At 69.8% G+C, this 26,183-nt stretch carries 25 protein-coding genes and 1 pseudogene; 15 read left to right on the forward strand and 11 right to left on the reverse strand.

All coding sequences use genetic code 11. The features are described from left to right. Window positions 1–4: 4 nt before the first annotated feature. Together murJ and FN821_RS06935 are read right to left on the reverse strand one after the other, a co-directional pair. The gene (murJ, locus tag FN821_RS06930; RefSeq protein WP_165489295.1) at window positions 5–1,624 is read right to left on the reverse strand and encodes a murein biosynthesis integral membrane protein MurJ; all 1,620 of its coding nucleotides are present in this window, start codon (window positions 1,622–1,624) and stop codon (window positions 5–7) included. Between the two features lie 108 nt (window positions 1,625–1,732). After that, complete coding sequence (locus FN821_RS06935) at window positions 1,733–2,974, reverse strand: MFS transporter (RefSeq protein ID WP_241660157.1); 1,242 nt, start codon at window positions 2,972–2,974, stop codon at window positions 1,733–1,735. Window positions 2,975–3,133: 159 nt separating this feature from the next. Here FN821_RS06935 and FN821_RS06940 point away from each other — a divergent pair, with 159 nt between their 5' ends. The 5 genes from FN821_RS06940 to FN821_RS14240 all read left to right on the forward strand — a co-directional run bounded on the left by FN821_RS06940 (window position 3,134) and on the right by FN821_RS14240 (window position 6,923). Then, the gene (locus tag FN821_RS06940) at window positions 3,134–4,417 is read left to right on the forward strand and encodes an adenylosuccinate synthase (protein ID WP_131172069.1); all 1,284 of its coding nucleotides are present in this window, start codon (window positions 3,134–3,136) and stop codon (window positions 4,415–4,417) included. Between the two features lie 39 nt (window positions 4,418–4,456). Beyond that, window positions 4,457–4,633, forward strand: coding sequence for a sortase family protein (locus FN821_RS14235; protein WP_165489294.1), 177 nt, complete (start codon window positions 4,457–4,459; stop codon window positions 4,631–4,633). 132 nt (window positions 4,634–4,765) lie between these two features. After that, on the forward strand, window positions 4,766–5,404 hold the full coding sequence (locus tag FN821_RS06945; RefSeq protein WP_131172068.1) for a 2OG-Fe dioxygenase family protein: 639 nt from the start codon (window positions 4,766–4,768) through the stop codon (window positions 5,402–5,404). Next, window positions 5,401–6,639 (forward strand): cysteine desulfurase-like protein, encoded by a 1,239-nt coding sequence (locus tag FN821_RS06950; protein WP_131172067.1) that lies wholly within the window; start codon window positions 5,401–5,403, stop codon window positions 6,637–6,639. The genes FN821_RS06945 and FN821_RS06950 overlap by 4 nt, the downstream gene beginning before the upstream one ends. Before the next feature lie 116 nt (window positions 6,640–6,755). Next, entirely contained in the window at window positions 6,756–6,923 is a 168-nt protein-coding gene (locus FN821_RS14240) for a hypothetical protein (protein ID WP_165489293.1), read from the forward strand. Between the two features lie 3 nt (window positions 6,924–6,926). Here the strand turns inward: FN821_RS14240 and FN821_RS06955 are convergent, their stop codons facing one another. After that, a complete protein-coding gene (locus tag FN821_RS06955) occupies window positions 6,927–7,598 on the reverse strand; it encodes a hypothetical protein (RefSeq protein ID WP_131172066.1) in 672 nt (223 codons plus the stop codon). A gap of 74 nt (window positions 7,599–7,672) precedes the next feature. Between FN821_RS06955 and FN821_RS06960 the strand changes: the two genes are divergently transcribed. Then, entirely contained in the window at window positions 7,673–8,587 is a 915-nt protein-coding gene (locus FN821_RS06960; protein ID WP_131172065.1) for an aldose-1-epimerase, read from the forward strand. Between the two features lie 190 nt (window positions 8,588–8,777). Further along, window positions 8,778–10,064, forward strand: a complete 1,287-nt coding sequence (gene purD, locus FN821_RS06965; RefSeq protein WP_131172064.1) for a phosphoribosylamine--glycine ligase — start codon at window positions 8,778–8,780, stop codon at window positions 10,062–10,064. 341 nt (window positions 10,065–10,405) lie between these two features. Here the strand turns inward: purD and FN821_RS06970 are convergent, their stop codons facing one another. From FN821_RS06970 to FN821_RS14970, 4 genes are all read right to left on the reverse strand, one after another. Then, complete coding sequence (locus tag FN821_RS06970) at window positions 10,406–10,777, reverse strand: hypothetical protein (RefSeq protein WP_131172063.1); 372 nt, start codon at window positions 10,775–10,777, stop codon at window positions 10,406–10,408. A gap of 559 nt (window positions 10,778–11,336) precedes the next feature. Continuing rightward, window positions 11,337–11,888, reverse strand: coding sequence for a hypothetical protein (locus tag FN821_RS06980; protein WP_131172062.1), 552 nt, complete (start codon window positions 11,886–11,888; stop codon window positions 11,337–11,339). A gap of 198 nt (window positions 11,889–12,086) precedes the next feature. Then, window positions 12,087–12,617, reverse strand: coding sequence for a hypothetical protein (locus FN821_RS06985; protein ID WP_131172061.1), 531 nt, complete (start codon window positions 12,615–12,617; stop codon window positions 12,087–12,089). Between the two features lie 123 nt (window positions 12,618–12,740). Continuing rightward, entirely contained in the window at window positions 12,741–13,019 is a 279-nt protein-coding gene (locus FN821_RS14970) for a hypothetical protein (RefSeq protein WP_131172060.1), read from the reverse strand. A 241-nt stretch (window positions 13,020–13,260) separates the two neighbouring features. On the opposite strand from FN821_RS14970, the gene purB reads away from it, so the two are divergent. The 3 genes from purB to FN821_RS07005 all read left to right on the forward strand — a co-directional run bounded on the left by purB (window position 13,261) and on the right by FN821_RS07005 (window position 18,262). After that, window positions 13,261–14,691 carry an adenylosuccinate lyase gene (purB, locus tag FN821_RS06995; protein WP_131172059.1) on the forward strand — a complete coding sequence of 477 codons (1,431 nt, stop codon included), beginning with the start codon at window positions 13,261–13,263 and terminating at the stop codon, window positions 14,689–14,691. A 251-nt stretch (window positions 14,692–14,942) separates the two neighbouring features. After that, the gene (locus tag FN821_RS07000; RefSeq protein ID WP_421958046.1) at window positions 14,943–15,734 is read left to right on the forward strand and encodes an ABC transporter ATP-binding protein; all 792 of its coding nucleotides are present in this window, start codon (window positions 14,943–14,945) and stop codon (window positions 15,732–15,734) included. Then, window positions 15,734–18,262, forward strand: coding sequence for an FtsX-like permease family protein (locus tag FN821_RS07005; RefSeq protein WP_131172057.1), 2,529 nt, complete (start codon window positions 15,734–15,736; stop codon window positions 18,260–18,262). Before FN821_RS07000 ends, FN821_RS07005 begins: the two co-directional genes overlap by 1 nt. 62 nt (window positions 18,263–18,324) lie before the next feature. Here the strand turns inward: FN821_RS07005 and FN821_RS07010 are convergent, their stop codons facing one another. Together FN821_RS07010 and FN821_RS07015 are read right to left on the reverse strand one after the other, a co-directional pair. Further along, window positions 18,325–19,698 (reverse strand): tyrosine phenol-lyase, encoded by a 1,374-nt coding sequence (locus FN821_RS07010; RefSeq protein WP_131172056.1) that lies wholly within the window; start codon window positions 19,696–19,698, stop codon window positions 18,325–18,327. 102 nt (window positions 19,699–19,800) lie between these two features. After that, the gene (locus FN821_RS07015) at window positions 19,801–20,457 is read right to left on the reverse strand and encodes a helix-turn-helix transcriptional regulator (RefSeq protein WP_131172055.1); all 657 of its coding nucleotides are present in this window, start codon (window positions 20,455–20,457) and stop codon (window positions 19,801–19,803) included. Between the two features lie 116 nt (window positions 20,458–20,573). Between FN821_RS07015 and ddaH the strand changes: the two genes are divergently transcribed. The 3 genes and pseudogenes from ddaH to purQ all read left to right on the forward strand — a co-directional run bounded on the left by ddaH (window position 20,574) and on the right by purQ (window position 23,490). Further along, a complete protein-coding gene (gene ddaH, locus FN821_RS07020; RefSeq protein ID WP_131172054.1) occupies window positions 20,574–21,347 on the forward strand; it encodes a dimethylargininase in 774 nt (257 codons plus the stop codon). 287 nt (window positions 21,348–21,634) lie between these two features. After that, window positions 21,635–22,822, forward strand: a pseudogene (locus FN821_RS07025) (phosphoribosylaminoimidazolesuccinocarboxamide synthase). Then, window positions 22,819–23,490 (forward strand): phosphoribosylformylglycinamidine synthase subunit PurQ, encoded by a 672-nt coding sequence (gene purQ / locus FN821_RS07035; RefSeq protein WP_131172053.1) that lies wholly within the window; start codon window positions 22,819–22,821, stop codon window positions 23,488–23,490. The pseudogene FN821_RS07025 and the gene purQ overlap by 4 nt, the downstream one beginning before the upstream one ends. Before the next feature lie 48 nt (window positions 23,491–23,538). On the opposite strand, the gene FN821_RS07040 is transcribed toward purQ, so the two are convergent. Further along, complete coding sequence (locus FN821_RS07040) at window positions 23,539–23,967, reverse strand: acyl-CoA thioesterase (protein WP_131172052.1); 429 nt, start codon at window positions 23,965–23,967, stop codon at window positions 23,539–23,541. 137 nt (window positions 23,968–24,104) lie between these two features. Here FN821_RS07040 and FN821_RS07045 point away from each other — a divergent pair, with 137 nt between their 5' ends. After that, the gene (locus tag FN821_RS07045) at window positions 24,105–24,941 is read left to right on the forward strand and encodes a fumarylacetoacetate hydrolase family protein (protein WP_131172051.1); all 837 of its coding nucleotides are present in this window, start codon (window positions 24,105–24,107) and stop codon (window positions 24,939–24,941) included. Window positions 24,942–24,971: 30 nt separating this feature from the next. Beyond that, complete coding sequence (locus FN821_RS07050) at window positions 24,972–25,190, forward strand: hypothetical protein (RefSeq protein WP_131172050.1); 219 nt, start codon at window positions 24,972–24,974, stop codon at window positions 25,188–25,190. Here the strand turns inward: FN821_RS07050 and FN821_RS07055 are convergent. After that, window positions 25,171–26,085, reverse strand: coding sequence for a BadF/BadG/BcrA/BcrD ATPase family protein (locus FN821_RS07055; RefSeq protein ID WP_131172049.1), 915 nt, complete (start codon window positions 26,083–26,085; stop codon window positions 25,171–25,173). The two genes, FN821_RS07050 and FN821_RS07055, sit on opposite strands and share 20 nt — an antisense overlap. Window positions 26,086–26,183: the final 98 nt, after the last annotated feature.

The following is a 26,183-nucleotide window of genomic DNA, read 5'->3' on the forward strand; positions in this document are numbered from 1 at the left end:
CAGGTCAACGGCGAAAGCACCTCGGGAAGCGTCCGGCGAGGCGTCCGATGAGGGCCTCGATCTCGCCGATGTGCAGCCGCTTGGCCACGAGCCCGAATGCGATAGCGAACACGGCGCCGCCGACGGCCAGCTGCAGCAGCGAGACGCCCCAGCCAGGCCGGAGCCAGCCACCGAGCCCGGCCGCCGCCAGCGCCGCGAGGATGGCGGCCGGGACGGCGGCGAGCGCGAGGCGTCCGACGAGGCTCAGCAGCTCGCGGAAGGGCAGGCCGCCCAGCTGGGCCTGCGTCCGGTGCAGGAACACGATCGCCGCGACGGTGTTGCCGAGCGTCATGCCGGACGCGACCACGTAGACCCCGACCCCGGACGGCAGCAGCGGGATCGCGAGCGCGGCCGCGACCTGGATCCCGGTCACGATCGCGGTGAACATGAGGTTGGTGCGGCCGTCCTCGCGGGCCATCGAGTACCGCTGCTGCAGCCCAGCCACCGCGTACGGAATGAGCCCCAGCGCCATCAGGGAGAACGCGATCGCGGTGTGCCGCACCTCGACCGGTGTCATGGATGGGTTCGTGACCGCCATCCCGGGCAGGGAGAGCACGATCGCGGCCAGCGTGATCGGCACCATGGCCGTCAGAGGCAGCCTGAGAGCGGTGACCACCTGGGCGCGCAGCGCGCCGACGTCGGCGGTCTGCGCCGCGCGGGCCATGCGGGGGAACGCGGCGGTCAGGATCGTGATGGTGATGATCCCGTGCGGCACGAAGAACATCTGGAACGCCTGCTGGTAGACGGTGATGTTCGGGACCAGCACGTGCCCCGCCACTCCGGCCACGGCGTTGATCGCGGCCGTCGTGACGAACCCGCCCAGCTGCGCGATCGTGACCGCGGCGATCGTCCAGGACGCAAGCCGCGCGGTGGCGCGGAAGCCGTGCCCCCTCAGTTCGAACCGCGGACGCCAACGGTAGCCGCTGGCCCGCAGCGACGGCACCAGCGCGAGCGCCTGCACGGCGATGCCGAGGGTGAAGGTGCCGCCGAGCAGGGCGACCATCTGGGGAGTCCAGAGCTCGGCGTCCGGTGATTTCGCGAAGCGCACCAAGAAGACGCTCATCCCGACGATCTGGACCACGTTGGCGAGCACCGGCGTCCACATGGTCGCGGCGAACCGTCCGCGGGCGTACAGCACCTGCGACCAGACCGTGTAGAGGCCGTAGAACAGGATCTGCGGCAGGCACCAGAACGCGAACGTCACCCCGAGCTGCAGCGTCGGACCGGCGAGCTGCAGCGCCATCGCGATCGGCTGGGCCAACGCCAGCGACACCGCGGTGACCCCGACGATCGCCGCGATCGCCCAGGTCACGAGCGCGTCGGCGGTCTGCTCGCCGCCGTCCTCGCGACCGAGCGCCTTGGTCAACTGGGGCAGCAGCAGGGTCGTCAGCAGCCCGCCCTGGAGCAGCGCGAAGATCTGGTTCGGCAGCGTGTTGGCCGTGTTGAAGGCCACGGACGCGCTCGCCTCGGCGCCCACGCAGGCCACCATGAGCGCGTTGCGGACGATCCCCAGGACGCGAGAGACGATCGAGCCGGACGCCATCAGGGCGCTGGCGCGTCCGATGCTGTCGGGCTGGGTCGTCACGGCCGCAAGCATGCCCGAACGCGCGCGGGTGCCCAATCCTGACCAGGCCGGCGGGACGGCTCCGCTGGCGAATGCGCAGCCACCTCCTGCCCGATCGAGGCGGCGCGGCTAGTGCGCCGGCGGCTGAGGGTCGATGGGGTACGGCAGGACGGGAACGGTGCGCATGAAGAGCGACAGTCCGATGCCGACCGCGATCACTCCGGACGCCAGCGCCACGACCCAGGGCCAGCCGCCCGCCGACCACGCCGCCCCCGCGATCGCGCCGCAGACCGACGAGCCGAGGTAGTAGCCGAAGAGGTACAGGCCGCTGGCGAAGCCCGTCCCCGGACCCTTCCTGGACGCCCGCGCCGAGACCCACGCGCTCGTCACGCCGTGGGCCGCGAAGAAGCCCACGGAGATCAGGCCCACGCCCACGACGACCAGCGCCAGGGGGGCGGCGAGCGTCAGCAGGACGCCGGCCAACTGCAGCGCCAGCGCCCACGGGACGACCGCGCGCGAGCCGCGCCGCGCGGCGAGGCGTCCGGCATAGGTGGACGCGACCGAGCCGACGGCGTACGTGAGGTAGAGCAGCGACATCGTCGCCGGGGTGAGGCTGTAGGGCGCGGACGCCAGCCGGAACGACAGCGCGTTGAAGGTCGCGACGAACGAGCCCATCGCGCAGAAGCCGATGCCGTAGAGGGCGACGAGGCCACGGTCGATGAGCATCCGGCGCGCGTTGGCGGTCAGGGCGGACGGGTTGAGCGGCGTCGCATGGAAGTGCCGCGAGCGCGGCAGGACGAGCGTCACGATCACGGCGCTGACCAGGGCGAGGACGCCGATGCCACCGATCGCGGCCCGCCAGTCGAAGACGGTGGCGAGGAAACCGGTGAGGAGTCGTCCGGCCATGCCGCCGATGGCGGTCCCGCCGATGTAGAGCCCGGTGGCCGCGGTGGCCCAATGGTGGTGGATCTCCTCGCGCAGGTAGGCCGTCGCGACCGCCGGCAGTCCGGCGACAGCGAAGCCGAGGACGCCGCGCAACAGGAGCATGTGTGCCCAGTCGGTGACGAACGAGCTAGCGAGAACGGTGATGCCGGTCGCGACCAGCGAGGCCTGCATCAGCCGGACGCGACCCAGGGCGTCCGACAGCGGACCGACGAAGAGCAGGGCGATCCCGAGGCAGATCGTGGTGACCGAGACGCTCAGGGCGGCCGTCGTGGGCGTGATCGCGAAGTCGTGGGCCAGGACCGGCAGCAGCGTCTGCGTCGAGTAGATGGACGCGAACGTGGCCATCCCCGCGAGGAACAGCGCGACCGTCACGCGGCGGTAGGCGGGCTCGGCGGGGGAGTAGCCCTGCTGTGGCGCCGCGTTCACGGGGGCCATCCTCGCAGGTGGCGTCCGGGGGGGTGCTCGGGGGGCCGCGGGGCGGCGTCCGACCTGGTTGACGGCCACATCACCGCTCCAAGCCGATAGGATGCGGCAGTAAGAGCCCGGGCGCGGAAAGCGCCGGGCTTTCGTTCTGGGGAGGCGAACATGCCGGGGATCGTGGTCATCGGAGCTCAGTGGGGCGACGAGGGTAAGGGCAAGTGCACCGACCAGTTGGGCGATCGCACCGACTACACCGTCCGCTACTCGGGCGGCAACAACGCTGGCCACACGGTCGTCGTCAACGGCGAGAAGTTCGCGATGCACCTGCTGCCGTCCGGCGTGCTGAATCCCGGCATCCCGGTGATCGGCAACGGCGTCGTCATCGACCTCGAGGTGCTGTTCAACGAGATCGACAACCTGACGGCGCGCGGGGTCGACCTTTCCCGCCTGATCGTCAGCGCCAACGCCCACATCATCACGCCTTATCACCGCACCATTGACCGGGTCACCGAGCGCTTCTTGGGCAAGAAGAAGATCGGCACCACCGGACGCGGCGTCGGCCCCGCGTACGCCGACAAGATCAACCGCATGGGCATCCGCGTCCAGGACCTGCTCAACGAGACCCTGCTGCGCGAGAAGGTCGAGGCGGCGCTGCTGAGCAAGAACCAGCTGCTGGTGAAGCTCTACAACCAGCGCGCGATCGATCCCACCGAGGTCGCCGACCACCTGCTCAGCTTCGCCGAGCGCGTCCGGCCGATGATCCGCGACACGGCCCGCGAGCTGAACGACGCCCTGGACGAGGGCAAGGTCGTGCTGTTTGAGGGCGCCCAGGCTCACCACCTCGACATCGACCACGGCACCTACCCGTACGTCACCTCGTCGAACCCGACGGCCGGCGGCGCCTGCACCGGCTCGGGCGTCGGACCGACCCGCATCGACCGCGTCGTCGGCATCGCCAAGGCCTACACGACGCGCGTCGGCGAGGGTCCGTTCCCGACCGAGCTGGTGGACGCCGACGGCGAGCGTCTGCGGGCCGCGGGTGGCGAGTTCGGCACCACGACCGGACGCCCCCGCCGCTGCGGCTGGTTCGACGCCCTGATCGTCGAGCAGTCGGTCACCTACAACGGCGTCACCGATCTCTTCTTGACCAAGCTCGACATCCTGACCGGCTGGGAGAAGATCCCGGTCTGCGTGGCGTACGAGATCGACGGGGTTCGGGTCGAGCATCAGCCCGTGTTGGTGGACGAGTTCGCCAAGGCGCGTCCGGTGTATGAGTACCTCGACGGCTGGACCGAGGACATCTCTGGTTGCCGGTCGTTCGACGAGCTACCGGCGACCTGCCAGGCCTACGTCCGTCGGCTCGAGGAGCTGTGCCGCATCCGGATCAGTGGCATCGGCGTCGGCCAGGGGCGCGAGGAGGTCATCATGCTCCACGACCTCATCGATTGACCTCATGACTCAGCCGCCAGCCGCGCCGACCCCGCGTCCGTGCTGGGCGGTCTACGAGCTGGCCCCCTACACCAAGACGACCTGCCCCAGGGCCTGGCGACGCGCGACGGCGTCCGGCGGCTGGTGCTGGTGACCTGCGGCGGACCGGTGATCGAGCGTCCGGACGGACGGCACTACCGCGACACCGTCGTGGCCTACGCGACCCCCGTCGATTGAGCGTTTTGAAGACAGGGTGTCGCGCTTTAGAGTCGGACCCAACACCGGGCATCCGGACGCGGCCACAAGCGGCGTCCGACTGCCGTCAAGCGGTGACCCGAGCACAACCCACGCCCGGACAGGAGCCTGACCATGGACGCCTTCACCTTCACGCTGGGTCGCCTGAGCGACGCGGCCATCGAGGACCTCGCCCCCGACTTCGAGACCCTCGCCCCCAACCAGTACGCCGACGGCGCCTATCGCCTGCGCCGGTTCTCGCATTTCGAGTTCGACCGGGCCGAGCAGCGACTCACCCTGCTGCCACCCAAGGATTTCGTCCAGGGCGACGACATCAACCACTTCCAGCCCGGGGTCGCGCGCCGCTACGACGACCTGCTGCCGACCACCTGGGACACCCGTGGCTTCGGCGAGCTCATCGCCGACTTCGCCCGTCTAGGCGCACTCCCCGAACTGGTCCGGATTGAGGTCCACCAGCTGCGGGTGATCGCGCTTCCGGGCACGGCGGTCGAGACGGCGCCCGAGGGCGTCCATCAGGACGGCTTCGACCGGATCTGCATCGCCACCCTCGGTCGCGCCCACTCCACCGGCGCGGACCTGAGCCTCCACGAGTCGGGCGACGCGCCCGCCCTGGCCACGCTGCGCCAGCAGGCCGGCCAGTACGTCGTGCTGAACGACCGCACGATGTGGCACAGCGCCAATCCGGTCGTCGCGGTTGACGCGGGCCTGTCGGGGTACTGGGATGCCTTTGTGCTGACCGCTCACCGCGCATGACCGCCTTCGATCTGGACGCCGTCCGCGCCGACTTTCCTGCCCTGACGACGCCGGACGCCGCCGGGAACCTGCCGCTGTTCCTGGACGGCCCGGGCGGCGGCCAGGTGCCGCGTCCGGTGTTGGACGCCATGGTCGAGTACCTCGGCCATTACAACTCCAACCTCGGCGGGTTCGCCGACGCCGGACGCCGGACCACCCAGCTCGTCGCGGACGCACGCGCCGCGGCCGCGGACTGGCTCGGGGCTGCGTCCGAGAACATCGTCTTCGGGCCCAACAGCACCACGCTCATGTTCAATCTGAGCCGCGCGGTCGCCGCGACCTTCGCGCCGGGCGACAACGTGGTGGTCAGCGACCTGGACCACTTCTCCAACGTCTCGAGCTGGCGGCGCGCCGCCGAGGATGCTGGCTGTGAGGTGCGCGTTCTACCCCTGGACGCCGACGGCATCGACCTCGACTACGGACGTCTCGCCGACCTCGTCGACGAGTCCACGCGCGTCGTGGCCGTGACTGCGGCGTCCAATCTGCTCGGGACGCGTCCGGACGTGGCCCGCGTCGTCGCCCGCGCCCGCGAGGTGGGCGCTCTGGTGAGCGTGGACGCCGTGCATGCGGCCGTCCACGAGCAGCTCAACTTCGAGGCCCTCGATGCCGACTTCCTGTACGCCTCGGCGTACAAGCTGGGTGGTCCGCACCTGGGGATCTGCGCGGCCAAGGCCGAGCACCTGAGCGGGCTGCGTCCGTACAAGGTCGAGCCCGCGACCGAGGAGAGCCCCGCCCGCTGGGAGCAGGGCACCCAGTCGTTCGAGGCGCTCGCGGGGTTCGTCGCGCTGGTCGACTACTGGGCCGAGTTCGGGTCCGGCGGCGACCGGCGCGCGCGGCTGGCGTCCGCCTATGAGGTCATCGACGCCCACGAGCGGACGCTGACGGAGCTGTTTCTCGCCGAACTGGCGAGGCGTCCGGACCTGCGCCTCTACGGCCGCGCGTCCGTCGACGGCCGGACGCCGACGTTCGCCTTCAACCTGACGGACGCCGACGGGGTCCGGGATGCGTCGGGGCTGGTCCGCTGGCTGGGGGAGCGCAACGTGGCGCTCGGGCTGGGCAACTTCTACGCGCTGGGAGCGGTCCGGCGCCTGGGGGTCGAGACCGTGTTGCGGGCGGGCTTCGTTCACTACACGTCGGCCGACGAGGTGCGCCGGTTCTTCGCCCTGGTGGACGAGTGGTCCGGGTCGGAACGCTAGCTGACAGGCGCCGGCCGCGAATGTGATGGCGCGGCCTGCCCCCGGAGCGCACGGCCAAGAATTGTTCCGTCGGCAGGAACGCGGCGCGTGCCCGAAACCTACGGTGCCGGTACCTGGTGCTGCTCGGAGTGCTCGCGCTGCTCGTGACGTTGTTCCTGCCCAAGGGGCTGTGGGGCCTGATCTCCGGCAACGGACGCTTCCAGCTGTTCCCGACCGGCTACAAGCTCGTCAACGTGCCGAGCGCGCCGACGACCAAGCAGGACGGGGAGGCGTCCGGCGCCTGATCGTTACGGGCAGGACTCCAGCGCCGTCAGACCGGTCAGCGTGATGACGCGCCAGCGTCCGCCGAGATAGATCAGGGACGCCGTCCCGCCGGTCGCCCGCTTGGTGGCGTCCGTGGGCGGGACGATCGCGCCGGACGACGTCTTGACCGTGACGGCCGAGGCGTTGGCGCAGAAGTCGACGTCGGCGATGCCGGCCGTGCGATCGACCTCGCCCGGGCTGAACGACTCGATCGCGGTCGTCCCGACCTGCTTGTAGCCCTTGCTCTTGTAGTACTCGGCGGTCTGGGTCCACATGGCGAGGACGTCGCCGCTCATCGTGTTCTTCATCGCATCCGTCGGTGCCCCCTGGCCGCCGGCCTGCAGCACCTTGTCGGCGGCGGCGTAGTAGGCGTTGAGGGCGGGCAGCAGCTGCGAGATGGCCTGGTCGTTGACCGCGGAGCCGGTGGGGGCGGGGGTGCTCGGCTTGGTCGTCGTGGGCTTGGCGATGGTGGGTGCCGGCGTGCTCGGCTTCGCCGTCGTCGGGGTCGGGATGCTGATCGTCGGGGTCGTGACGGTCGGCGTCCAGGTGCTGCTCGTCGGCGCTGTCGTCGGGACGGTCGTGGCGGGCTGGGCGCAGCCGGCGATCAGGACGGCGGCAGGCAAAACGGCGAACAGCCGGCGGGCCGGGAAAGTCATGGGCTCCATCGTGCCAGTCCGGGCGCTCGAGATCCGGACGCGACGCCCGCAGCGGACCGCATTAGGGTGCAGACGTGAGCCTCAACGGATCGATCGTCACCCTGAGCGCGGGGGAGTACCGCGCCACGCTGGCCGCTTCGGGCGCGTCCCTGGCGTCGCTGACCTACGCCGGACGAGACCTGGTGCTGCCGTTCGACGCGGCGTCCGACCTGGGCCTCGGCTACCTCGGACGCACGCTGGCCCCCTGGCCCAACCGCATCTCGGACGCCTCGTACAGCTTCGACGGCGAGACCTACTCGGTGCCCTGCAACGAGCCCACCACCGGCGCGGCGCTGCACGGGCTCGCGTCCTGGGTGAACTGGACGGTGGCGGGCCGCTCCGACGACTCGGTGACGTTCGCCCTCGACCTGCCGGGCTCTCCGGGCTACCCGTTCCCGCTCGAGTTGCGGGCGGTGTATCGACTGGACGCCGACCTGGGGCTCGTCGCGCACCTCGGCGCCACCAACATCGGCGCGGTGGACGCACCCGTCGGGCTCTCGACGCACCCGTACCTGACGTGCGGCGTCCCGGTTGACGAGTGCTCGTTCGAGCTGCGCGCTGACGAGGTGCTGCTGACCGACGAGCGGATGCGTCCGGCGGGGCTGGCGTCGGTGGGCGAGGCCGGTTTCGACTTCGGACGCCCCACGTCCCTGTCCGGACGCCGCGTCGACCACGCGTTCACCGGCCTGCCCGAAGGTCAATCGGCGGGCGGCAACCTGTGCCTGGCTTGGGAGGCTGTGCTCGCGCACCCCGACCTGGGAGCCGTCGCGCTGGCGTCCGATGCGCCGTGGGTCCAGGCGTTCACCGGCGACGTCCCCGGACTCGACCGCGGCGGGGTCGCCGTCGAGCCGATGACCTGCCCGCCGGACGCCTTCAACTCCCACCCCGACGACGTCCGGCTCGCGCCGGGGGACGTCCGGGTGCTGACGTACTCGATCCGGGCGCTCTGAGGGGTCGCGCCCGGGTTCCGGGGAAGGAAGCGGTCGCCGTTTCCCATGGCGGTGACTGCCTCCACCTCATCAACTGCGCCGTTAACAGCACGTTCACATGCCCACCTGGGGGTGTGAACGTGCTGTTAAGGCCAGTGTGCGAGCGTTGGACCGGGCGATCAGTGTCCACCTGCCTCGATAGTGTTCGAGCGTGACGGAACTCGTGGTCCTGGTCCTCGGCGGTGGCGGACGAGAGCACGCCCTCGCGTTGGCTTTGAGCCGTGATCCCTCGGTCGTCGCGCTGCACTGCGCGCCGGGGAATCCGGGCACAGCGTCCATCGCGACGAACCACGCGCTTGACCCGTGCGACGGCGCCGCGGTCCTCGCGCTCGCGACCTCGCTGGGCGTCAACCTGGTGGTCGTCGGGCCCGAGGCTCCGCTGGTCGCGGGGGTCACGGACGCCGTCCGTGCGGCTGGCATCGCGTGTTTCGGGCCGTCGGCGGAGGCAGCCCGACTGGAGGGGTCCAAGCAGTTCGCCAAGGAGGTCATGGTCGCGGCGGGTGTGCCGACGGCGGCGTCCGTCTACTGCACCACGGTGGCCGAGGTCGCCGAGGCGATCGATCGCTTCGGCCCGCCCTACGTCGTCAAGCAGGACGGCCTTGCTGCCGGCAAAGGCGTCATCGTCACCTCCGATCGGGACGCCGCCCTGGCGCATGCGGCGGACGCCCTGCCCGCGGTCGTCGAGGAGTTCCTGGACGGGCCAGAGGCGTCCCTGTTCGTCGTCACCGACGGACGCGACGTCTTCCCATTCCCGCCCGCCCAGGACTTCAAGCGCGTCGGCGAGGGCGACGCGGGTCCGAACACGGGCGGCATGGGCGCCTACACGCCCCTCGACTGGACGCCGAGGGGCCTGATCGGCGACGTGGTGACCAGCGTCGTTGTTCCGACTCTGGCGGAAATGGACCGCAGGGGGACGCCCTTCGCGGGTCTGCTCTATGTCGGGCTGGCCTTGACCTCGCGCGGACCCCGGGTGGTCGAGTTCAACGTGCGCTTCGGCGATCCGGAGACCCAGGTTGTGCTGCCGCGATTGTCCTTCGGACTAGGGGGTTTGCTGTACGCGGCGGCGTCCGGGACGCTCGGGGACTACCTGACGACGACCGACCGGTTCGGCTTCACCGGCTACGCGGTCGGAGTCGTGGTCGCCGCCGACGGCTACCCCGGGACGCCAGCGTCCGGTGGTCGGATCGCAGGACCGCGGCTGTTCGGCTCGGACGACAACGTCCACATCATCCACGCGGGCACGTCCCTGGACGCCGACGGCAACCTCGTGGCGTCCGGCGGGCGGGTGCTCACGATCGTGGCCACGGGTGACACCCTGGACGACTGCCGCCGCGACGCCTACGCCGCGATCGACGAGCTCCACTTCCCGTCCGGCTTCTGCCGCCGCGACATCGCGCTCCGTGCGGCCCAGGGTGAGATCGAGACTCCTTCGCGCTAGCCCCGATCCAGTCATGGCGACGTGGCTCGACTGGCGGATCCCGGGCTCCCCTTCCCACGCTCTGCTGGATGACCCGTCCACCTCGAAGGCCAGCCGCAGTTCGGGCAGCGCCAGATCGAAGTAGGCGATCCGAGGGCCCACGACCACCTTGTCGTTGGTGCGGTAACTGGCTCTTCACAATCCAGGGTGTAGGTGGGGTTTGAAGCATCCTGTCTCGAGCAGGCTTCTGGCGATGTAGTTGGTGAGGTTCCGGCAGCCGAGGGCGGAGCCGCGGAGGGTCGTTAGGTGTTGTTGTTCGCTTTCCTTCAGTCTGGGCTGCATCTGCCCTGATTCCGGTGGAATCACCGGGTCGGGTCGTGGCGGGTGGGCGGCTCACGGTCAGCTTCCGGCGGTTCCCCTTGGGCTCGCAGTTCATCGGCCATTCGGCGGAGCTTGTCGCGGGCATCGGCGCCGGTCCCTGTGGCGTTCGCCTGCTGAGTCAGCGTCCGCGCACGCGCGATCGCCTGCTCGGCGCTGGGATCTTGCAGCTCAGCCTGGCCGTCCATCGCCTGCAGCAGCCCAGAGATCTGCTGGAAGCGGTCTTGCGCGGCCGCTAACTCCACAGCCTGCGGAAACGGACGGCCGATCAGCCGATCACACTGCACGATCGTGTCTTGGCATTGCGCCAGGCGCAGCTGCGCCTCCTGCAGCTTGCTGGGGATCTTCGCCACCATGTTCTAGAACTGGATGACCATGCCGTTGGTGATCGCCACCCGCTCGCCGTACGGCACCATGCGCCGCGTCGTGACTTCCGGCACCCCCTGGACTTGCAGTTCGATGACCTCTTGGTAGGTGTGAAGTCGCGGTAGTTGCGAGCCATCACCGTATGCCCACCCAGTTCCCCCAGACGCACCGGTTCTTGGCTCAGCCGAGCCAGACGGGCGAACTCGGCAGCCCGTTCCCGGTTGTCGACGACGACCCCGTTGACAGTGGTGAAGCGGAACGCATCGCTGGCCGTCAGCTTCACGCGGGCAGACGCCTCCGCGAGCCTGGCAATGTCCGCCCTGGTGGGCTCCAGCGCGCCCTCGGCGATGCTCTTGCGCTGACTCAGGGAGCGTTGCGAGTCGTGGTGGGCGCGTTCCAGCCTCGACAGCCTGGACAGTTCGTGCTGGGCGTTGGCCAGCTCGAAGATCAGCGGGTTGCCCGATGACGCGGCCATGATCTCGGAGTAGTTCGTGGGCATCGGCCCGCCCGAGATGTCCCCCTCGACCGAGCGGCCCGTGCCCCGCGCCGTCATGACCTGCTCGATGAAGCGTGCTTTGCGCGCCAGCGTCTGCCACATGAACGTATCGAAGGACCCCTCAGAGACGACGTGACTGCGTCCAGCTTGCATCCAGGTTGGTGGCCGTACGCCTCGGTGATCAGCCGTAGATCGAGGGCGGCCTTGCGGCCATCGCCACCGATTTTCAGCATGTTGTCCTCGTCGGGGCGCACAACCCGGTTCTCGACGTCCTTGGCGCGCTGACCCAACAGCTTCATGTAGTCGCTTAGCTCCTCTCCGGCCGAGACGAGGATCAACTGCGAGGAGCGTTCGCCGTCGCTGTTGGCTGCGATCAGCGGGCGCGGAAGGTCCAGGTCGGCGGCGGTCTTGACGTCGGCGAACACTGAGAACATCGACCGCGCCTCAGGGATGTTGTTGAACTTGGCGAACCGCGACTTGATCTTCAGCCCGCCGGCCACGGTGACCTCGGGTGCGGTCACCACTTCACCGAACGTCGCTGCCCAGGAGTCAAACTGCTCCAGTCCGGCGTCCGCCAACCCCTGCGGGTGCAGGTAGCGATGCATCACATGAAGTTCGGCGATCGAGTTGGCAATCGGGGTCGCTGTCGCCCCGCACATCACCCGACCACTCTGGGTCGTGCGCCGTAGATAGGTGGCTTTGGCGTAAAGATCGGGACCGACCGGCTCAGGCCGCATCGAGCATGGGATTTGGTCCCGCTCCAACAGCGGGGATCGCAGATCAGCCCTGAGTGACGCCGACCGTCAGCCGTCCAGCGCGCGGCGGAGGGCGTCCAGTTTCGTCTCGACCCGGACCAGGCGCTCGGTCACGTCCGGAGCAACGCCGGACGCCGACGCGCCAGCAGCCGCCGCAACGGCAGCCGTGGCCGCGCCGCGGCGTCCACGGACGAACTTCAGGTACCCGACCGCGACCGTGACCAGCAACGCCACCGCCACCACCACGAACCGGAGCGGAGAGGTGCGCCCATCCAGCGACACGGCGACGGCGTAGATCATCGTGAAGACGCCCCCGAGCAGCAGGCCGTTGGCGACGACGTCCAGGCGCTCCGACAACACCAGAGACACCGCGAAGATGACCGTGGCGCACACCAACAGGATGATGCTCGCTCCGAGGGACCAGGAGTCCACGGCTGCCCGCCAGGCGTCGTCCCCCGACGAGGTCTGGTCGTAGCGCGACTGCGGGTAGAAGGTCATCAGGCCGACCGCCACAAAGCCGACGACCACCAGCCCGAGGAAGAACGAGTAGAGCGCTTGGATGATCTGCTGGGCCTTCATGGCGACTCCTTCGTCGGCATCTGATGAGCCAGCGTAGGACGCCGCCACCCGCCCCCGACACGGGGCTGGGAGCCCGGGGACGCCCGCCCCCGGAGAGGGCTCATCCGGTCGCTGGGCCGCGGCTCAGGCAGGCACCCAGCCGGTGAGCCAGACGCGCGATGTGTCGTCCAGCAGGAGCGCCTCCTTGAGTTCGCCGTCGCCGATGCCCGGCTGATGCACGGAGAGGGCTCCCGTGTCCGGATTCGACGACAGTCCGGTCACCTTCCAGGTGAGCACCGCCTGGGCGGACGTTCGGGGCGGCAGGGTCAAGGGAATGATGTGGGTCCGGTCGGTGTCCAGGCGCAATTCGGGGGTCGTCCCTTTGCGGCCACCCAGCCACAGTTCCGGGCGGTCGATCCTCACCGGCTCGGTGCTGCAGTTGTGGACCGTAATCACCAGCTTGTGGCGGCGCCGGTGATGTTCGACGGACGTCAGCTCACGGCGTCCGGTCGGCGTCGGGGGTGGCCATGTCCCCCTCCAACCACCGGCGCGCCGCGCGCGAGTCGGACCGTGGCCGATGATCGGGTCCGACCGCGGACCCGGCGCCGGCGTCCGCCCTCGCCGGTGAAACAATGGGGCGTCCACGCTGAGGAGGAGCCCTACCGTGAGCGTCCCGAACGTCCTGGCCAGCCGCTATGCCACCGCCGCGATGCGCGCCATCTGGTCCCCCGAGGGCAAGGTCGTCGCGGAGCGCCGGCTCTGGCTCACCGTCCTCGCCGCGCAGCGCGACCTCGGCGTCGACTTCGGCGGTGATGATCCGGACGCCGTCGCCGCCGATTACGCGCGGGTCATCGACACCGTCGACCTGGCCTCGATCGCGGCGCGCGAGCGGATCACGCGCCACGACGTGAAGGCCCGCATCGAGGAGTTCAACGCGCTGGCCGGCCACGAGCACGTCCACAAGGGCATGACCTCGCGCGACCTCACCGAGAACATCGAGCAGTGGCAGTCGCTGGAGGCGTTGAAGCTGGTCCGCGAGCGCATCGTCACCGTCCTGGTCGCCCTCACCCGCCTCGCCGTCCAGCACCGTGACCTCGCGATGGCCGGCCGCTCCCACAACGTGCCCGCCCAGGTGACGACCCTGGGCAAGCGGTTCGCGACGGCCTCCGATGAACTGCTGATCGCCTTCGACCGCGTCGACTCGCTGATCAAGCGCTACCCGGCCCGCGGCATCAAGGGGCCGATGGGCACCGCCCAGGACATGCTCGACCTGCTCGGCGGCGACGCCGCCAAGCTGGCCGACCTGGAAGGCCGCGTGGCGGCGTCCCTCGGCTTCGAACGGACGCTCATCGCCACCGGACAGGTCTACCCGCGCTCGCTCGACTACGACGTCGTGACGGCGCTGGCGCAGACGGCGGCGGCGCCGTCGAACGTGGCGACCTCGATCCGGCTGATGGCGGGCGCCGAACTGGTCACCGAGGGGTTCAAGGAGGGTCAGGTCGGCAGCTCGGCCATGCCGCACAAGATGAACACGCGGTCCTGCGAGCGGGTCAACGGCATGGCGGTGCTCCTGCGCGGGTACGTGTCGATGGTCGGCGAGCTGGCCGGCGATCAGTGGAATGAAGGCGACGTGTCGTGCTCGGTGGTGCGCCGCGTGGCATTGCCGGACGCCTTTTACGCTCTCGACGGCCTCTTCGAGACGTTCCTCACCGTGCTGGCCGAGTTCGGAGCCTTCCCCGCCGTCATCGAGGCCGAGCTGCAGCGCTACCTGCCCTTCCTGACCACGACGAAGGTGCTGATGGCCGCGGTGCGCGCCGGCGTCGGGCGCGAGATCGCGCACGAAGTCATCAAAGAGCACGCCGTCGCCGTGGCTCTCGCGATGCGCCAAGGGCAGCGCGAGAACGACCTGCTGGATCGCCTCGCCGCGGACACCCGTCTGGGTGTCGGCCGCGATCAGTTGGACGCCTCACTGGCCGATCCGCTCGAACTCGCCGGGGCGTCCGGGGATCAAGTGGACCGCATCGCCGCGCGCGTCGCCGCGTTGGCGGCCGAGTTCCCGGTGGGGGCGTCCTATACGCCGGGCGACGTCCTGTAGGACTTCCCCGGCGCGGCGCGGGTGAGCCCGTTCCCACGGCCGACAGTCCGCGCCCTCCTGGCCGGACACCACCTCTGTCACGCGCCCATCCGCGAGAGCCCTTCAAGTCGCGGAGCTGCCTGCCTGACCCCGGGAGCGACCATCGGCTAGCGAATCTCCTCCTCAAGAGGGTGCCTGACCAGCCCTCGGGATGATGCCGGGTCACCGCCCGCCTCGATAGGTTCGAGACAGCAGCCCACCCCGTTGTCCCGATCCGTGAAGGAATCCCACCCATGACGGCGACCATGCCCGCCCTGCCCACCCCCGGACCCGCCCCCACCCGACCCGTTGCGGCCGCCCTCGACCTGGTGAAGGTCTACGGCTCCGACAAGACGCGGGTCGTCGCGCTCGACCACGTCACCGTCGAGTTCGGACGCGGCACGTTCACCGCGATCATGGGCCCCTCGGGCTCGGGCAAGTCGACGCTCATGCACTGCCTCGCCGGACTCGACCGCATCACCGCCGGACGCGTCTTCCTCGGCGATCACGAGCTGAACGCCCTCTCCGACAAGGAGCTGACCCGCGTCCGGCGTGACCGGGTCGGGTTCGTCTTCCAGGCGTTCAACCTGCTCCCCACGCTGACGGCCCGGCAGAACATCGTGCTGCCGCTCGATCTGGCCGGACGCAAGCCCGATCCGACGCACTTCGACCAGGTCGTAGCCTCGCTGGGCCTCGGCGATCGGCTCGACCATCGTCCCTCAGAGCTGTCCGGGGGGCAGCAGCAGCGCGTCGCGATCGCGCGGGCCCTCATCACCAAGCCGGACGTCATCTTCGCGGACGAGCCCACGGGGGCCCTCGACTCCAAGAACGGCCTCGCCCTGCTCGCCTACCTGCAGGCCTGCGTCCGCGACCTCGGCCAGACGATCATCATGGTCACCCACGACGCGAAGGCGGCCGCGCACGCCGACCGCGCGCTGGTCCTGTTCGACGGACGCATCGTCGACGACATCGGACGCCCCAGCGTCGAGTCCGTCAATGCCGCGCTGGCAAGGCTGGATGCCTGATGTTCGCGGACGCCGTACGTCAACTCCGTTTCCACCCGGGGCGATTCGTCGCCACCCTGCTCGCCATCGCGATCAGCGTCGGCTTCATGGCCGCGGTGAGCATCTTCATGGCCACCCAGACCTCCGCGCTGGGCAAGATGTTGGCCCTGCCGACCTCGCGCGCCGACGTCGTCGTCACGGCCAACTCGACCACCGGGACCGCTGACCAGCTGAAGTCCGCCATCACGGGGGTCCCCGGTGTGGACGCCGTCGAGCGATCGCGCTCGGTGTCACTCGGCCTGTCCAAGGGAACCGAGAGCGCCTTCGTCGAGGCTCACGTCCTGCCGTCCGAGCGCTTCCGCTGGGCACGTCTCGCCAGCGGCGCCTGGCCGTACGGACCCCTCGAGATCGCGGTCTCGCAGCAGGTCGCCGACACCCTGAAGGCCAAGGTCGGCGACAGCCTGGAGGCTGGCCCGATGCAGCTCCGGGTCGTCGGCATCAGCGCGGACGCCCCCACGCTGTTCATGCAGACCGCCTACGTCTCGCCGATGTTCGGCATGGACGCCGACAGCGCCACGTCCAGCCCGGCCGGGTCCTGGCTGGTGGCGCTGAAGCCGGGGACGGACGCCGCGGCGTCCGTCTCGGCCATCGACCGGGCCGTCCAGCCCTATCGCGGAGCCAAGGACACCTACCCGGGCGCGAAGGAGCCGATCACGGTCGGGACGGCGTCCGACACCCAGCATGAAGCGACCCTGAGCATCACGCGCGACTTCGACGTCATGAAGTACCTGCTGCTCGCCTTTTCGGGCATCGCCGCGTTGGTGGGCATGATCATCATCGCCAACACGTTCACGATCCTGCTGGCCCAGCGGCGTCGCCAGATCGGGCTGCTGCGCGCGGTGGGGGCATCCGGACGCCAGGTGCGCGGCCGGTTCCTCGCCGAGGCCGTGCTGCTCGGGTTCGTCGGGTCTGTCGTGGGCCTCGCGCTCGGCACGGTCGCCGGCTGGATCGGCGCGTCCGTGACGAAGGCGTCCTTCTTCGGCCTGGTGTTGCCCTGGTCCGATCTGGCGATCGAGGTCGGGATCGGCGTCCTGGTCACGATGCTCGCCGCGATGCTGCCGGCCCTGCGGGCGACGAGGGTGCTGCCGCTGGAGGCGCTGCAGCCCGTCGCCACCTCCGAGCAGGTGCGCAAGGCGTCCGTGGTGCGCGCCGTGATCACCGGCCTGCTGATCGTCGCCGGTGTGGGGCTGGCGGCCGTCAGCCAGCTGGTCAAGGTCGATAGTGGGAACCCCAGCCTGGTCGGACCACTGCTGCTCGCCGTCGCTGGGGCGATGCTGCTGACGATCGGGGTCCTGGGGGCGGCGCCCCTCTACATCCCCGCGCTGCTGCGTGGCCTGGGCGTCCTGATCGGACGCAACGCGACCGCACGCCTCGCGGCCGACAACGCCGTTCGCAACCCCTCGCGGGCCGCCGCGACGGCCACGGCGTTGATGCTGGCCACGGGACTGATCGTGACGCTTCAGGTCGGCACCGCCACCGCGGAGAAGACGATGCTCACCGAGATCGAGAAGACCTTCCCGATCGACCTGACCGTCACGGCGTCCCTGTACTCCCCGGACCCGGGCGACGACCCCAACGGCGGCCCGACCGCCAGCTCGTCCGGACGGCTCAGCGCCTCCGTGCTCGACAAGGTCAAGTTGCTGCCGAACATCAAGGCGTCCGCGGTGCTGAGTGGCGGCGCCGCCAAGCTCAACGACGAGCCGGTCATGGTCGTCGCGCTGACGCCGGACGTCGCGAGCGTCTCGTCCACCATCGGTTCGGTCGCGGACGGGGTCGTCCTGCTCAACGGCGGCGATCGTAAGGACGGCGACCGCGTGACGCTCGCCGGGGCGTCCGGACCGATCACCCTGACGGTGAAGAAGGTGTCCTGGGTCGCCTACAACCAGGCCGTGGTCTCCCAGGCGAACCTGACCAAGCTGGTCGCGACGCCGGCTCCACAGGCGGTCTGGCTGAAGCTCGCGGACGCCTCGCAGATCGGCTCGACGATGAAGGCCGCCCAGACGCTGCAGAGCGGGGGAGAGTTCGTCGACATCGGCGGCAGCGCGCCCCAGTCGTACATGATCCAGGAGGTGCTGCGGATCCTGCTGCTGATCACGACCGCCCTGTTGGGTGCCGCCGTCTTGATCGCGCTCATCGGTGTCGGCAACACCCTGGGGCTCAGCGTGATCGAGCGGGCCCGCGAGTCGGCGCTGCTCCGCGCGCTCGGCATGCAGAAGGCGTCCCTGCGGACCATGCTCCTCGTCGAGGCCGTGCTGCTGGCGCTGGCCGGTGTCCTGGTCGGCGTGGCGGCGGGCTGCTTCTTCGGCTGGCTGGGCATCGCGTCGATCGTCCGGCAGTCGGCCATGGACACACCGCTGCAGTTCGCCGTGGACCTTCCGCTCACCATCGGCATGCTGGTGGTGGCGTTCGCGGCCGCCGCGCTGGCGTCCGTTCTGCCAGGACGCCGTGCGGCCAACGCGACCCCGACCGAGGCGCTCGCGGCCGACTGAACCTGGCCGGTGGGCCCGCCCGTTTGGGGGGAGGGGGGTTCTCTCCGGCCGCGCCTCGGCTGCTAAGCGATCGGTGTGAACCGCGAGGTGAAGAAGCGCAGGGACGGGGGCTCGTAGACGAACTCGAGGCCCAAGATCTCGTCGCGCTTGGCGTAGAGGGCGATGACGGCGTCGGCGACGACGTCCATGTGCCGATCCGTGTAAACGCGGCGCGGGATCGTCAGGCGGACCATCTCGAGCTTCGGCATGTTGTGCTCGCCCGCCTTGTTGCGACCGGCGGAGATGATGCCGCGCTCCATGGCCCGGACGCCCGACTCGACGAACAGCGCGGCGGCCAGGGCCTGAGCCGGGAACTGGGTCTGCGGGATGTGCGGCAGGAACCGCTTGGCGTCCAGGAACACGGCGTGACCACCGATCGGGGTGACGATCGGGACGCCGGCCTCCAGCAGGCGCTCGCCCAGGTAGCGGACCTGGCCGATGCGGTGCTCGAGGTAATGGTCGTCGAGGGCCTCTTCGAGACCGACGGCCATGGCGTCCATGTCCCGTCCGGCCATGCCGCCGTAGCTGGGCATGCCCTCGAACACCACGACCCACTCGCGGGCCTTGATGAGGATCTCCTCGTCGCGCATGGCCAGGAAGCCGCCGATGTTGACCAGGCAGTCCTTCTTGCCACTCATGGTGAGCCCGTCGAAGTAGCTCATCATCTCTTTGGCGATGTCGGCCGTGGACTTGTCGGCGTAGCCGGATTCGCGCTGCTGGATGAAGTAGGCGTTCTCGGCCAGGCGGGTGGCGTCGGACCAGTGGATGATGCCGTGCTTGGTGCAGAACTCGTGGACCTCGCGGATGTTGGCCATCGAGACGGGCTGGCCGCCGGCCATGTTCACGGTGACGGCCTGGTTGACGTAGGCGATCTGGTCGGCGCCGTGCTCGGCGACCAACTTCTCCAGCTTGGCGAGGTCGATGTTGCCCTTGAACGGGTGGTCCGCGGTGGAGTCGTGGGCCTCGTCGATGATGACGTCGACGAAGATGCCGCCGACGGCCTCTTGGTGGTAGCGCGTCGTCGTGAAGTACATGTTGCCGGGCACGTACTGGCCGGGCGTGATGAGGATGCGGCTGATGATGTGCTCGGCGCCGCGGCCCTGGTGGGTGGGGCAGACGTAGGGGAAGCCATAGTTGTCCTGAACCGACTTGAGCAGACGGTCGAAGCTCTCGGAGCCCGCGTACGCCTCGTCGCCGAGCATCATCATCGACCACTGCTTGTCGCTCATGGCTGAGGTGCCGGAGTCGGTCAGCAGGTCGATGTAGCACATCTTCGACGGCAGCAGGAACGTGTTGTAGCCGGCCTTGGCGATGGCGTCAGCGCGGTCCTCGCGCGAGTGCATCACCAGCGGTTCGACCATCTTGATCCGATAGGGCTCTGCCACGTTCGACGGCATGGGTGTCTCCTCTTCTCAGCGACCGCGGGAAGGCCGAGTCGCACCAAGTGCAATCTAGCACCGGTGTTGAGGCATGCAACAGAGTGTTGAAGAAATCTGCCGTCAGGATTCTGGACGCTCGGCCCCGATCTCGTTGAGGTAGTTGTAGATCGTGAACCGCGTGACGCCGAGCGCCCGCGCGGCGGTCTCGACGGACTCGCGCAGCGCGAAGAACCCGCCAGCCTGCAGGTCGCGGACGATGGCCAGCTTGTGCCGCTTCTGCATCAGCTCGACGGGGACGCCGTGGGTGCGGATCGCCTGGGCGAGCAGCTTGTCGGCCAGCCGGTCGATGTCCGGGGCGACCGGCGCAGTATCGGGGTGGGCGTCCGTCCGCGACTGGCGTCCGAACAGCATCGCCTCGGCGATCGCCCGGACCGACGCCCAGAGACTCACGTCGTAGTTGATGGTCAGCGCGGCGATCATGGTGCCGGAGGCGTCCGGGATGAAGACCGTCGTCGAGCGCAGCTCAGCGGACTCGTCGACCGTGCGGTAGCCGATGCGTTCGGTGAAGTCGCCGGACGCCGCAGCGTCCGTCACCACGGCGTCCGCGGGGCCCCCGATGCGCGCGTCCGTGAGGTGGCCGGCGACCGCCACGATCGAGTTCGGCAGCTTCGACAGGTCGTGCAGGATGATTTCGGACGGGTCGGTCAGCGTGCGGTTCAGCGGACCCATCAGGGCGGCCAGCGCCCCGAGCACGGCCTCGCGCTGCAGATCGCCCATGGGGTCATCCTGGACCACGCGCGCCGGCTTCGCACCCGCCCGGACCTTTCCCGCCGAGCCACGACGCGGGCCATGATGGGTGCTGGTCGGCGTCCCGGCCGTCGAAAGGAGCCCGCATGCACTCCAAGGTGGCGCTTGTCCGCCGTCCGTCTCCGCGCCTGGCGGACGGGCTGGTCACCCACATCGAGCGGCAGGAGGTGGACGCCGAGCTCGCCGGACGCCAGTGGGCGGGCTACGTGTCAGCGCTGCAGGCCGCCGGCTGGACCACCGTCGAGGTCGACCCCGCCGACGATTGTCCCGACTCGGTTTTCGTCGAGGACACGATGGTGGTCTACGGACGCCTCGCGGTGATCTGTCGCTCCGGTGCGCCCGAGCGACGCGCCGAGGCGAGCGCCGCCGAGGAGGCCGTTCGGGGGCTCGGGTACGAGATCGCGCACATCGTCGCTCCGGGCACCCTCGACGGAGGCGACGTGTTGAAGTGGGGCGGCACGGTCTGGGTCGGCCAGGGCGGACGCAGCAACGCCGAGGGGCTAGCTCAGCTACGCCAGCACCTGGCCCCGCTGGGGGCCGACGTCGTCGGCGTCCCCCTCACCACGGTGCTGCACCTCAAGTCGGCCGTGACGGCTCTGCCCGACGGGACCGTCATCGGCTACCCGCCGCTGGTCGACGTCCCGGACGTCTGGTCCGGACGCTTCGCCCCGGTGCCCGAGGAGCCCGGAGCGCACGTCGTGATCCTGGACGCCGACACCGTCTTGATGGCGTCCTCGGCGCCCCGCTCGATCGAGGCCATGCGCAACAACGGCCTCGAGGTCATCGACGTGGACATCTCCGAGTTCGAGAAGCTCGAGGGCTGCGTGACGTGCCTATCGGTCCGGCTGCGCGGGCTGTAGGGCTTCGACAAGCTCAGCCATCGTGGCTGCGTGAAGGTCCCTGAGCCTGTCGAAGGGTCCCTGAGCCCGTCGCAGGACCTGGGCGTTTCGACCGATCCCTGAGTTGGTCCACCGTTCCCTGAGCCTGTCGAAGGGGGGTTGGCTCAGGCTTCGACAGGCTCAGCCAGCGAGGGTCGCGAGCTTGTCGACGCACCGTTCCCTGACCTTGTCGACCGTTCCCTGAGCTTGTCGAAGGGGCTGTGCTTGGCTCGGCCCCCGCGCGGAGGCCGGACCTGCGGCGTCCTAGGATGGGGCCCGTGACGGACCCGTTCGGCCTCGACCTGCCCCTGCTGCACGCCGGTAAGGTGCGTCGGCTCTATGACCTGCCGGACGCCGACGGCGCCGGTCGCATGCTGCTGGTCGCGACCGACAACATCTCGGCGTTCGACTACGTGCTGGACAGCCAGATCCCCGACAAGGGCGCGATCCTCAATCAGCTCAGCCTGTGGTGGTTCGGACGCCTCGGCGTCCCGCACCACGTCCTGTCGACCGACGTCCCGGACGCCGTGCGCGGCCGGGCGGTGATCGTCGAGAAGCTGGCGATGGTCCCGGTCGAGGCCGTCGCTCGCGGCTATCTCACCGGCTCGGGCTGGACCGAGTATCAGCAGACCCAGTCCGTGTGCGGCGTCCCCCTGCCCCCGGGCCTGCGCGACGGCGACAAGCTGCCCGAGCCGATCTTCACCCCGGCGGCGAAGGCGCCCCTGGGCGAGCACGACGAGAACATCACCTACGCCCAATTGGTCGACCTGCACGGCGAGACGACGGCGTCCGAACTGAAGGACGCCACCCTCGCGATCTACACCAAGGCGGCCAAGACGGCCGCCGAGCGCGGGATCATCCTGGCCGACACCAAGTTCGAGTTCGGACGCCGCGGTGACGGCACCCTGGTGCTCGCCGACGAGGTCCTCACCCCGGACTCGTCACGCTTCTGGGACGCGTCCGGTTGGCGTCCTGGCCAGGCGCAGCCGAGCTTCGACAAGCAGTACGTCCGGGACTGGCTCGCCACGGCGTCCGGCTGGGATCGCCACGGATCCGACGCCCCGCCGCCGCTGCCCGCCGAGGTCGTGGACGCCACCCGCGCGCGCTACGTCGAGGCCTACGAACGCCTGACGGGGACGCCGTTCGTCGCGTCCTGACGTGCCGGACGTGGGCACGAAGGATTTCAGCACCGGACGCCCCGATAGGCTGCGGCCATGGCACGAGTGATCGTTGACGTGATGCCCAAGCCCGAGATTCTCGATCCGCAGGGCAAGGCGGTGACGGGGGCCCTCGCGCGGCTGGGCTTCGACGGCCTGACGGTTCGCCAAGGCAAGCGCTTCGAGATCGAGGTCGACGGCGAGTTGACCGACGAGCGCCTCGAGCAGATCCGGCACGCCGCCGAGACGCTGCTCGCGAACACCGTGATCGAGGAGTTCGACGTTCGGGTGGACGCGTGATCCGCGTCGGCGTCGTCACGTTCCCGGGCTCGCTCGACGACGAGGACGCCGCCCGCGCGGTCCGCCTCGCAGGGCTGGAGGCGGTGCCGCTGTGGCACGCGTCCGACTCGCTGGCCGGGGTCGACGCGGTGATCCTGCCCGGCGGGTTCTCCTACGGCGACTACCTGCGCTGCGGTGCGATCGCCCGGTTCTCACCGGTGATGGACTCCGTCATCGATGCCGCCAACGCGGGCATGCCGGTCTTGGGCATCTGCAACGGCTTCCAGGTGCTGTGCGAGTCACACCTACTGCCGGGCGCGATGATCCGCAACGCGGGCCGGACCTTCGTCTGCAAGGACCAGTCCCTGCGCGTCGAAGCCACCGACACCGCCTGGACGAACGCCTTCGCGCCCGGCGCCGAGATTTCGATCGTGCTCAAGAACGGCGAGGGCAACTACCAGGCCGCGCCCGACACCCTGCGGATGCTCGAGGACACCGGACGGATCGTGTTCCGGTACCTCGGCAACCCCAATGGCTCCGCGAACGACATCGCTGGCATCAGCAACGAACGTGGGAACGTCGTGGGGCTCATGCCGCATCCGGAGCACAACGTCGACCCGCTCGTCGCGTCCTCGCTGGACGGGCTGCCGTTCTTCGCCAGCCTGGCGGCGGTGCTGGCCCGGGCCTGAGCGGCCCGGGTTGGGGTCTGAGCTCAGTCGGTTCTGCCAGGGGTGGGCTCAGTCGGTCTGCCTGGGGGTGAGCGCCGCGCGCACGGCGTCCGGCCACGGCCCCGCCTGATCGCTGCCCGCCGGGACGTGGGCGACGACGAGGCGTCCGGACGCAGCTTTGCGGCGCGGAACGTCCTTGAACGCCTCTCCCCACACGTCGAAGGAGTAGGTGATCGAGGCCCGGCCCACGCGCTCGACCACGATCGACGCGGTGACGGTTTGACCGAAGTAGAGCTTGCCGGTGAAGTCGATCTCTTGACGGACCCGTGGAGCACCCACCATGTACTCCTCGGTGATGCCCGCCAGCAGGATGAGCTCATGCTCCGCGGCTTCGAGCAGCCGGACGATGAGCGAGTTGTGCTGGTGGCCGGAGGCGTCCGTGTCGACCCACTCCACGCGTCGGGTGACGGTGGCGGTGCTGGGCTCGTGAGAGGTCATGGTCAGATCTTGGCGCGACCGGGCTGCTGCCGTCGATTCCCCTCACGGCCTGACTGAGCTGCCCCGCCTGACTGCCGGCCGGATCGCTTCGTAGGATGGTCCAGACCGCCGCGGTCAAGCAGCGAGAGGGCTCGGACATGAAACTGGCAACGATTCGCCTCGGCAACGGGACGCGGGCGGTCCGCGTCGAGGGTGATGTGCTGTTCGACCTGGGGGCGTCCGACGTCGGCACGTTCCTGGCGCGCGAGGACTGGGCCGAGGCGGCGGCGTCCGCGGTGTCTGCCGAGATCCTCGGGGCGGCCGAGACGGCCCAGTTCGCCACCCTGGTGACGCGCCCGTCCAAGGTCATCTGCGTCGGCCTGAACTACCGCAACCACATCGTCGAGATGGGGCGGCCGATCCCCGAATACCCCACGCTGTTCCCCAAGTTCGCCGACACGCTCATCGGCGCGCGTGACGACATCATGCGTCCGGACGAGACGTCCGCGTTCGACTGGGAGGTCGAGCTCGGCGTGGTCATCGGACGGACCGTGCGGCGGGCGTCCGAGGAGCAGGCCGCGGCCGCTATCGCCGGCTTCACCGTGGTCAACGACATCTCCTGCCGCGACTGGCAGAACCGCACGAACGAGTGGACCCAGGGCAAGATCTGGGACTCGTCCACGCCCGTGGGGCCCGTGCTGGTGACCCCGGACGAACTGCCGGGCGGCGTCCGGCCTTCGGCCCGCATCCGGACCGAGGTCGACGGCCAACTCATGCAGGACGACACGACGGGCGACCTACTGTTCGACCCGGTGGCGCTGGTGCGCTACATCTCGACGATCGTCCGGCTGAACCCCGGCGACCTGATCGCCACTGGGACGCCCGGCGGGGTCGGGTTCGCGCGCAAGCCCCCGATCAACCTGGCCGTGGGTCAGCGCGTGGTCTGCACCATCGACGGCATCGGCGCGACCGACAACCAGGTGGTTGCCGGCTGAGTTCGCCCGAGGGCATGGGACGATGGCCACGTGGCGCCCAACTTCTCGGCGTTCACGACGCCGAGCAAGGTGATCGCGGAGGCGTCCGCGCAGGGCGTCAAGGCCCTCGGCATCAGCAGCTTCTTCGACCAGCAGGTTCACCGGCGATTCGCCGACGAGGCCCGCGCCGCCGGGCCCTTCGACCCTTCGACCCTTCGGCAAGCTCAGGGCAAGCTAGCTCAGGGACCGATCAGCGGGCGGCGAAGCTGACGCGTCCGAACAGCGGATGCTCCGGCGAAAGCGCGTGCAAGGACGCGGCCCCGTCCAGCTCGTCTCCGGCTGGCTCGGTCAGCGCGAAGTTGGGCCAATGCAGGGTCAGGTAGTCGCAGAACCGAGTTCGGACGCGTGCCGAGTCGAACACGCTCCCCACCGCGACGACGCGGGGGCTGTCGGGGCCGGTCAACCCGGCCCGCCGGATCGCCGCCTGCACCGCCTCGGACAGGTGCGCGGCGGCCTTGTCCAGGATGTTGGCCGACACCCGATCGGACGCCGCAAGCGCGTCCACCTTGGCCGCGTAGGACGCGACGCGGGCCACGAACCCCGGCCCGGACTGCAGTCCAAGGTGCGCGCTGTCGAGGTCGGGGAAGTCCTCGCGGAGCATGGCCGTGAGGGCCGTCAGCTGGCGGCGTCCGTCGTAGCCGCGCAGCGCAGCCTCGATAGCGGTCCGGCCGATCCAGTAGGCGGAGCCGGCGTCTCCGAAGTGCGGACCCCAGCCGTCGACCTGCGCGCTGCCCCGGGGACCACACGCCACGCAGACGGTCACCGTGCTCGCGTGGATCACCGCGCCGTGCTGATCCCCCAGCGCCCCGAGGTAGGCCGCCACGTCGTTGGACGCCACCGCCGCTCGCCTGATCGGGGTCTGGGCGAGCAGAGGCAGCAGGTCGTGGGCCGTCGCCCGCAGCCGCGGGCTCGTGCTGACGCCGACCTCCTCGGCGTCCAGGTCGGGATGTTTCGTCAGCAGCGCCGTGATGGCGTCCGCCCACTGCGGGGCGAGGGGGAGTGTGGCGTCGAGGCCTGGGCCTGTCATCTCCGCCAGGCCCGACGCTGTCGCTGCACGCGTCGTGGTCGCCTGCTGTCCGGCGTCCACCGCGATCACTGTCCTCATGTCCAGCCTCCTATCGGTTCCTGCCTTACTGCCAGCCTAGGCGGCTGTTCCGCTGGTGGGAACCGCGCTACGACGGCCGACGTCACTCGGACGCCGCA

It is taken from the genome of Propioniciclava tarda (genome assembly GCF_900182665.1).
Lineage (GTDB): Bacteria > Actinomycetota > Actinomycetes > Propionibacteriales > Propionibacteriaceae > Propioniciclava > Propioniciclava tarda.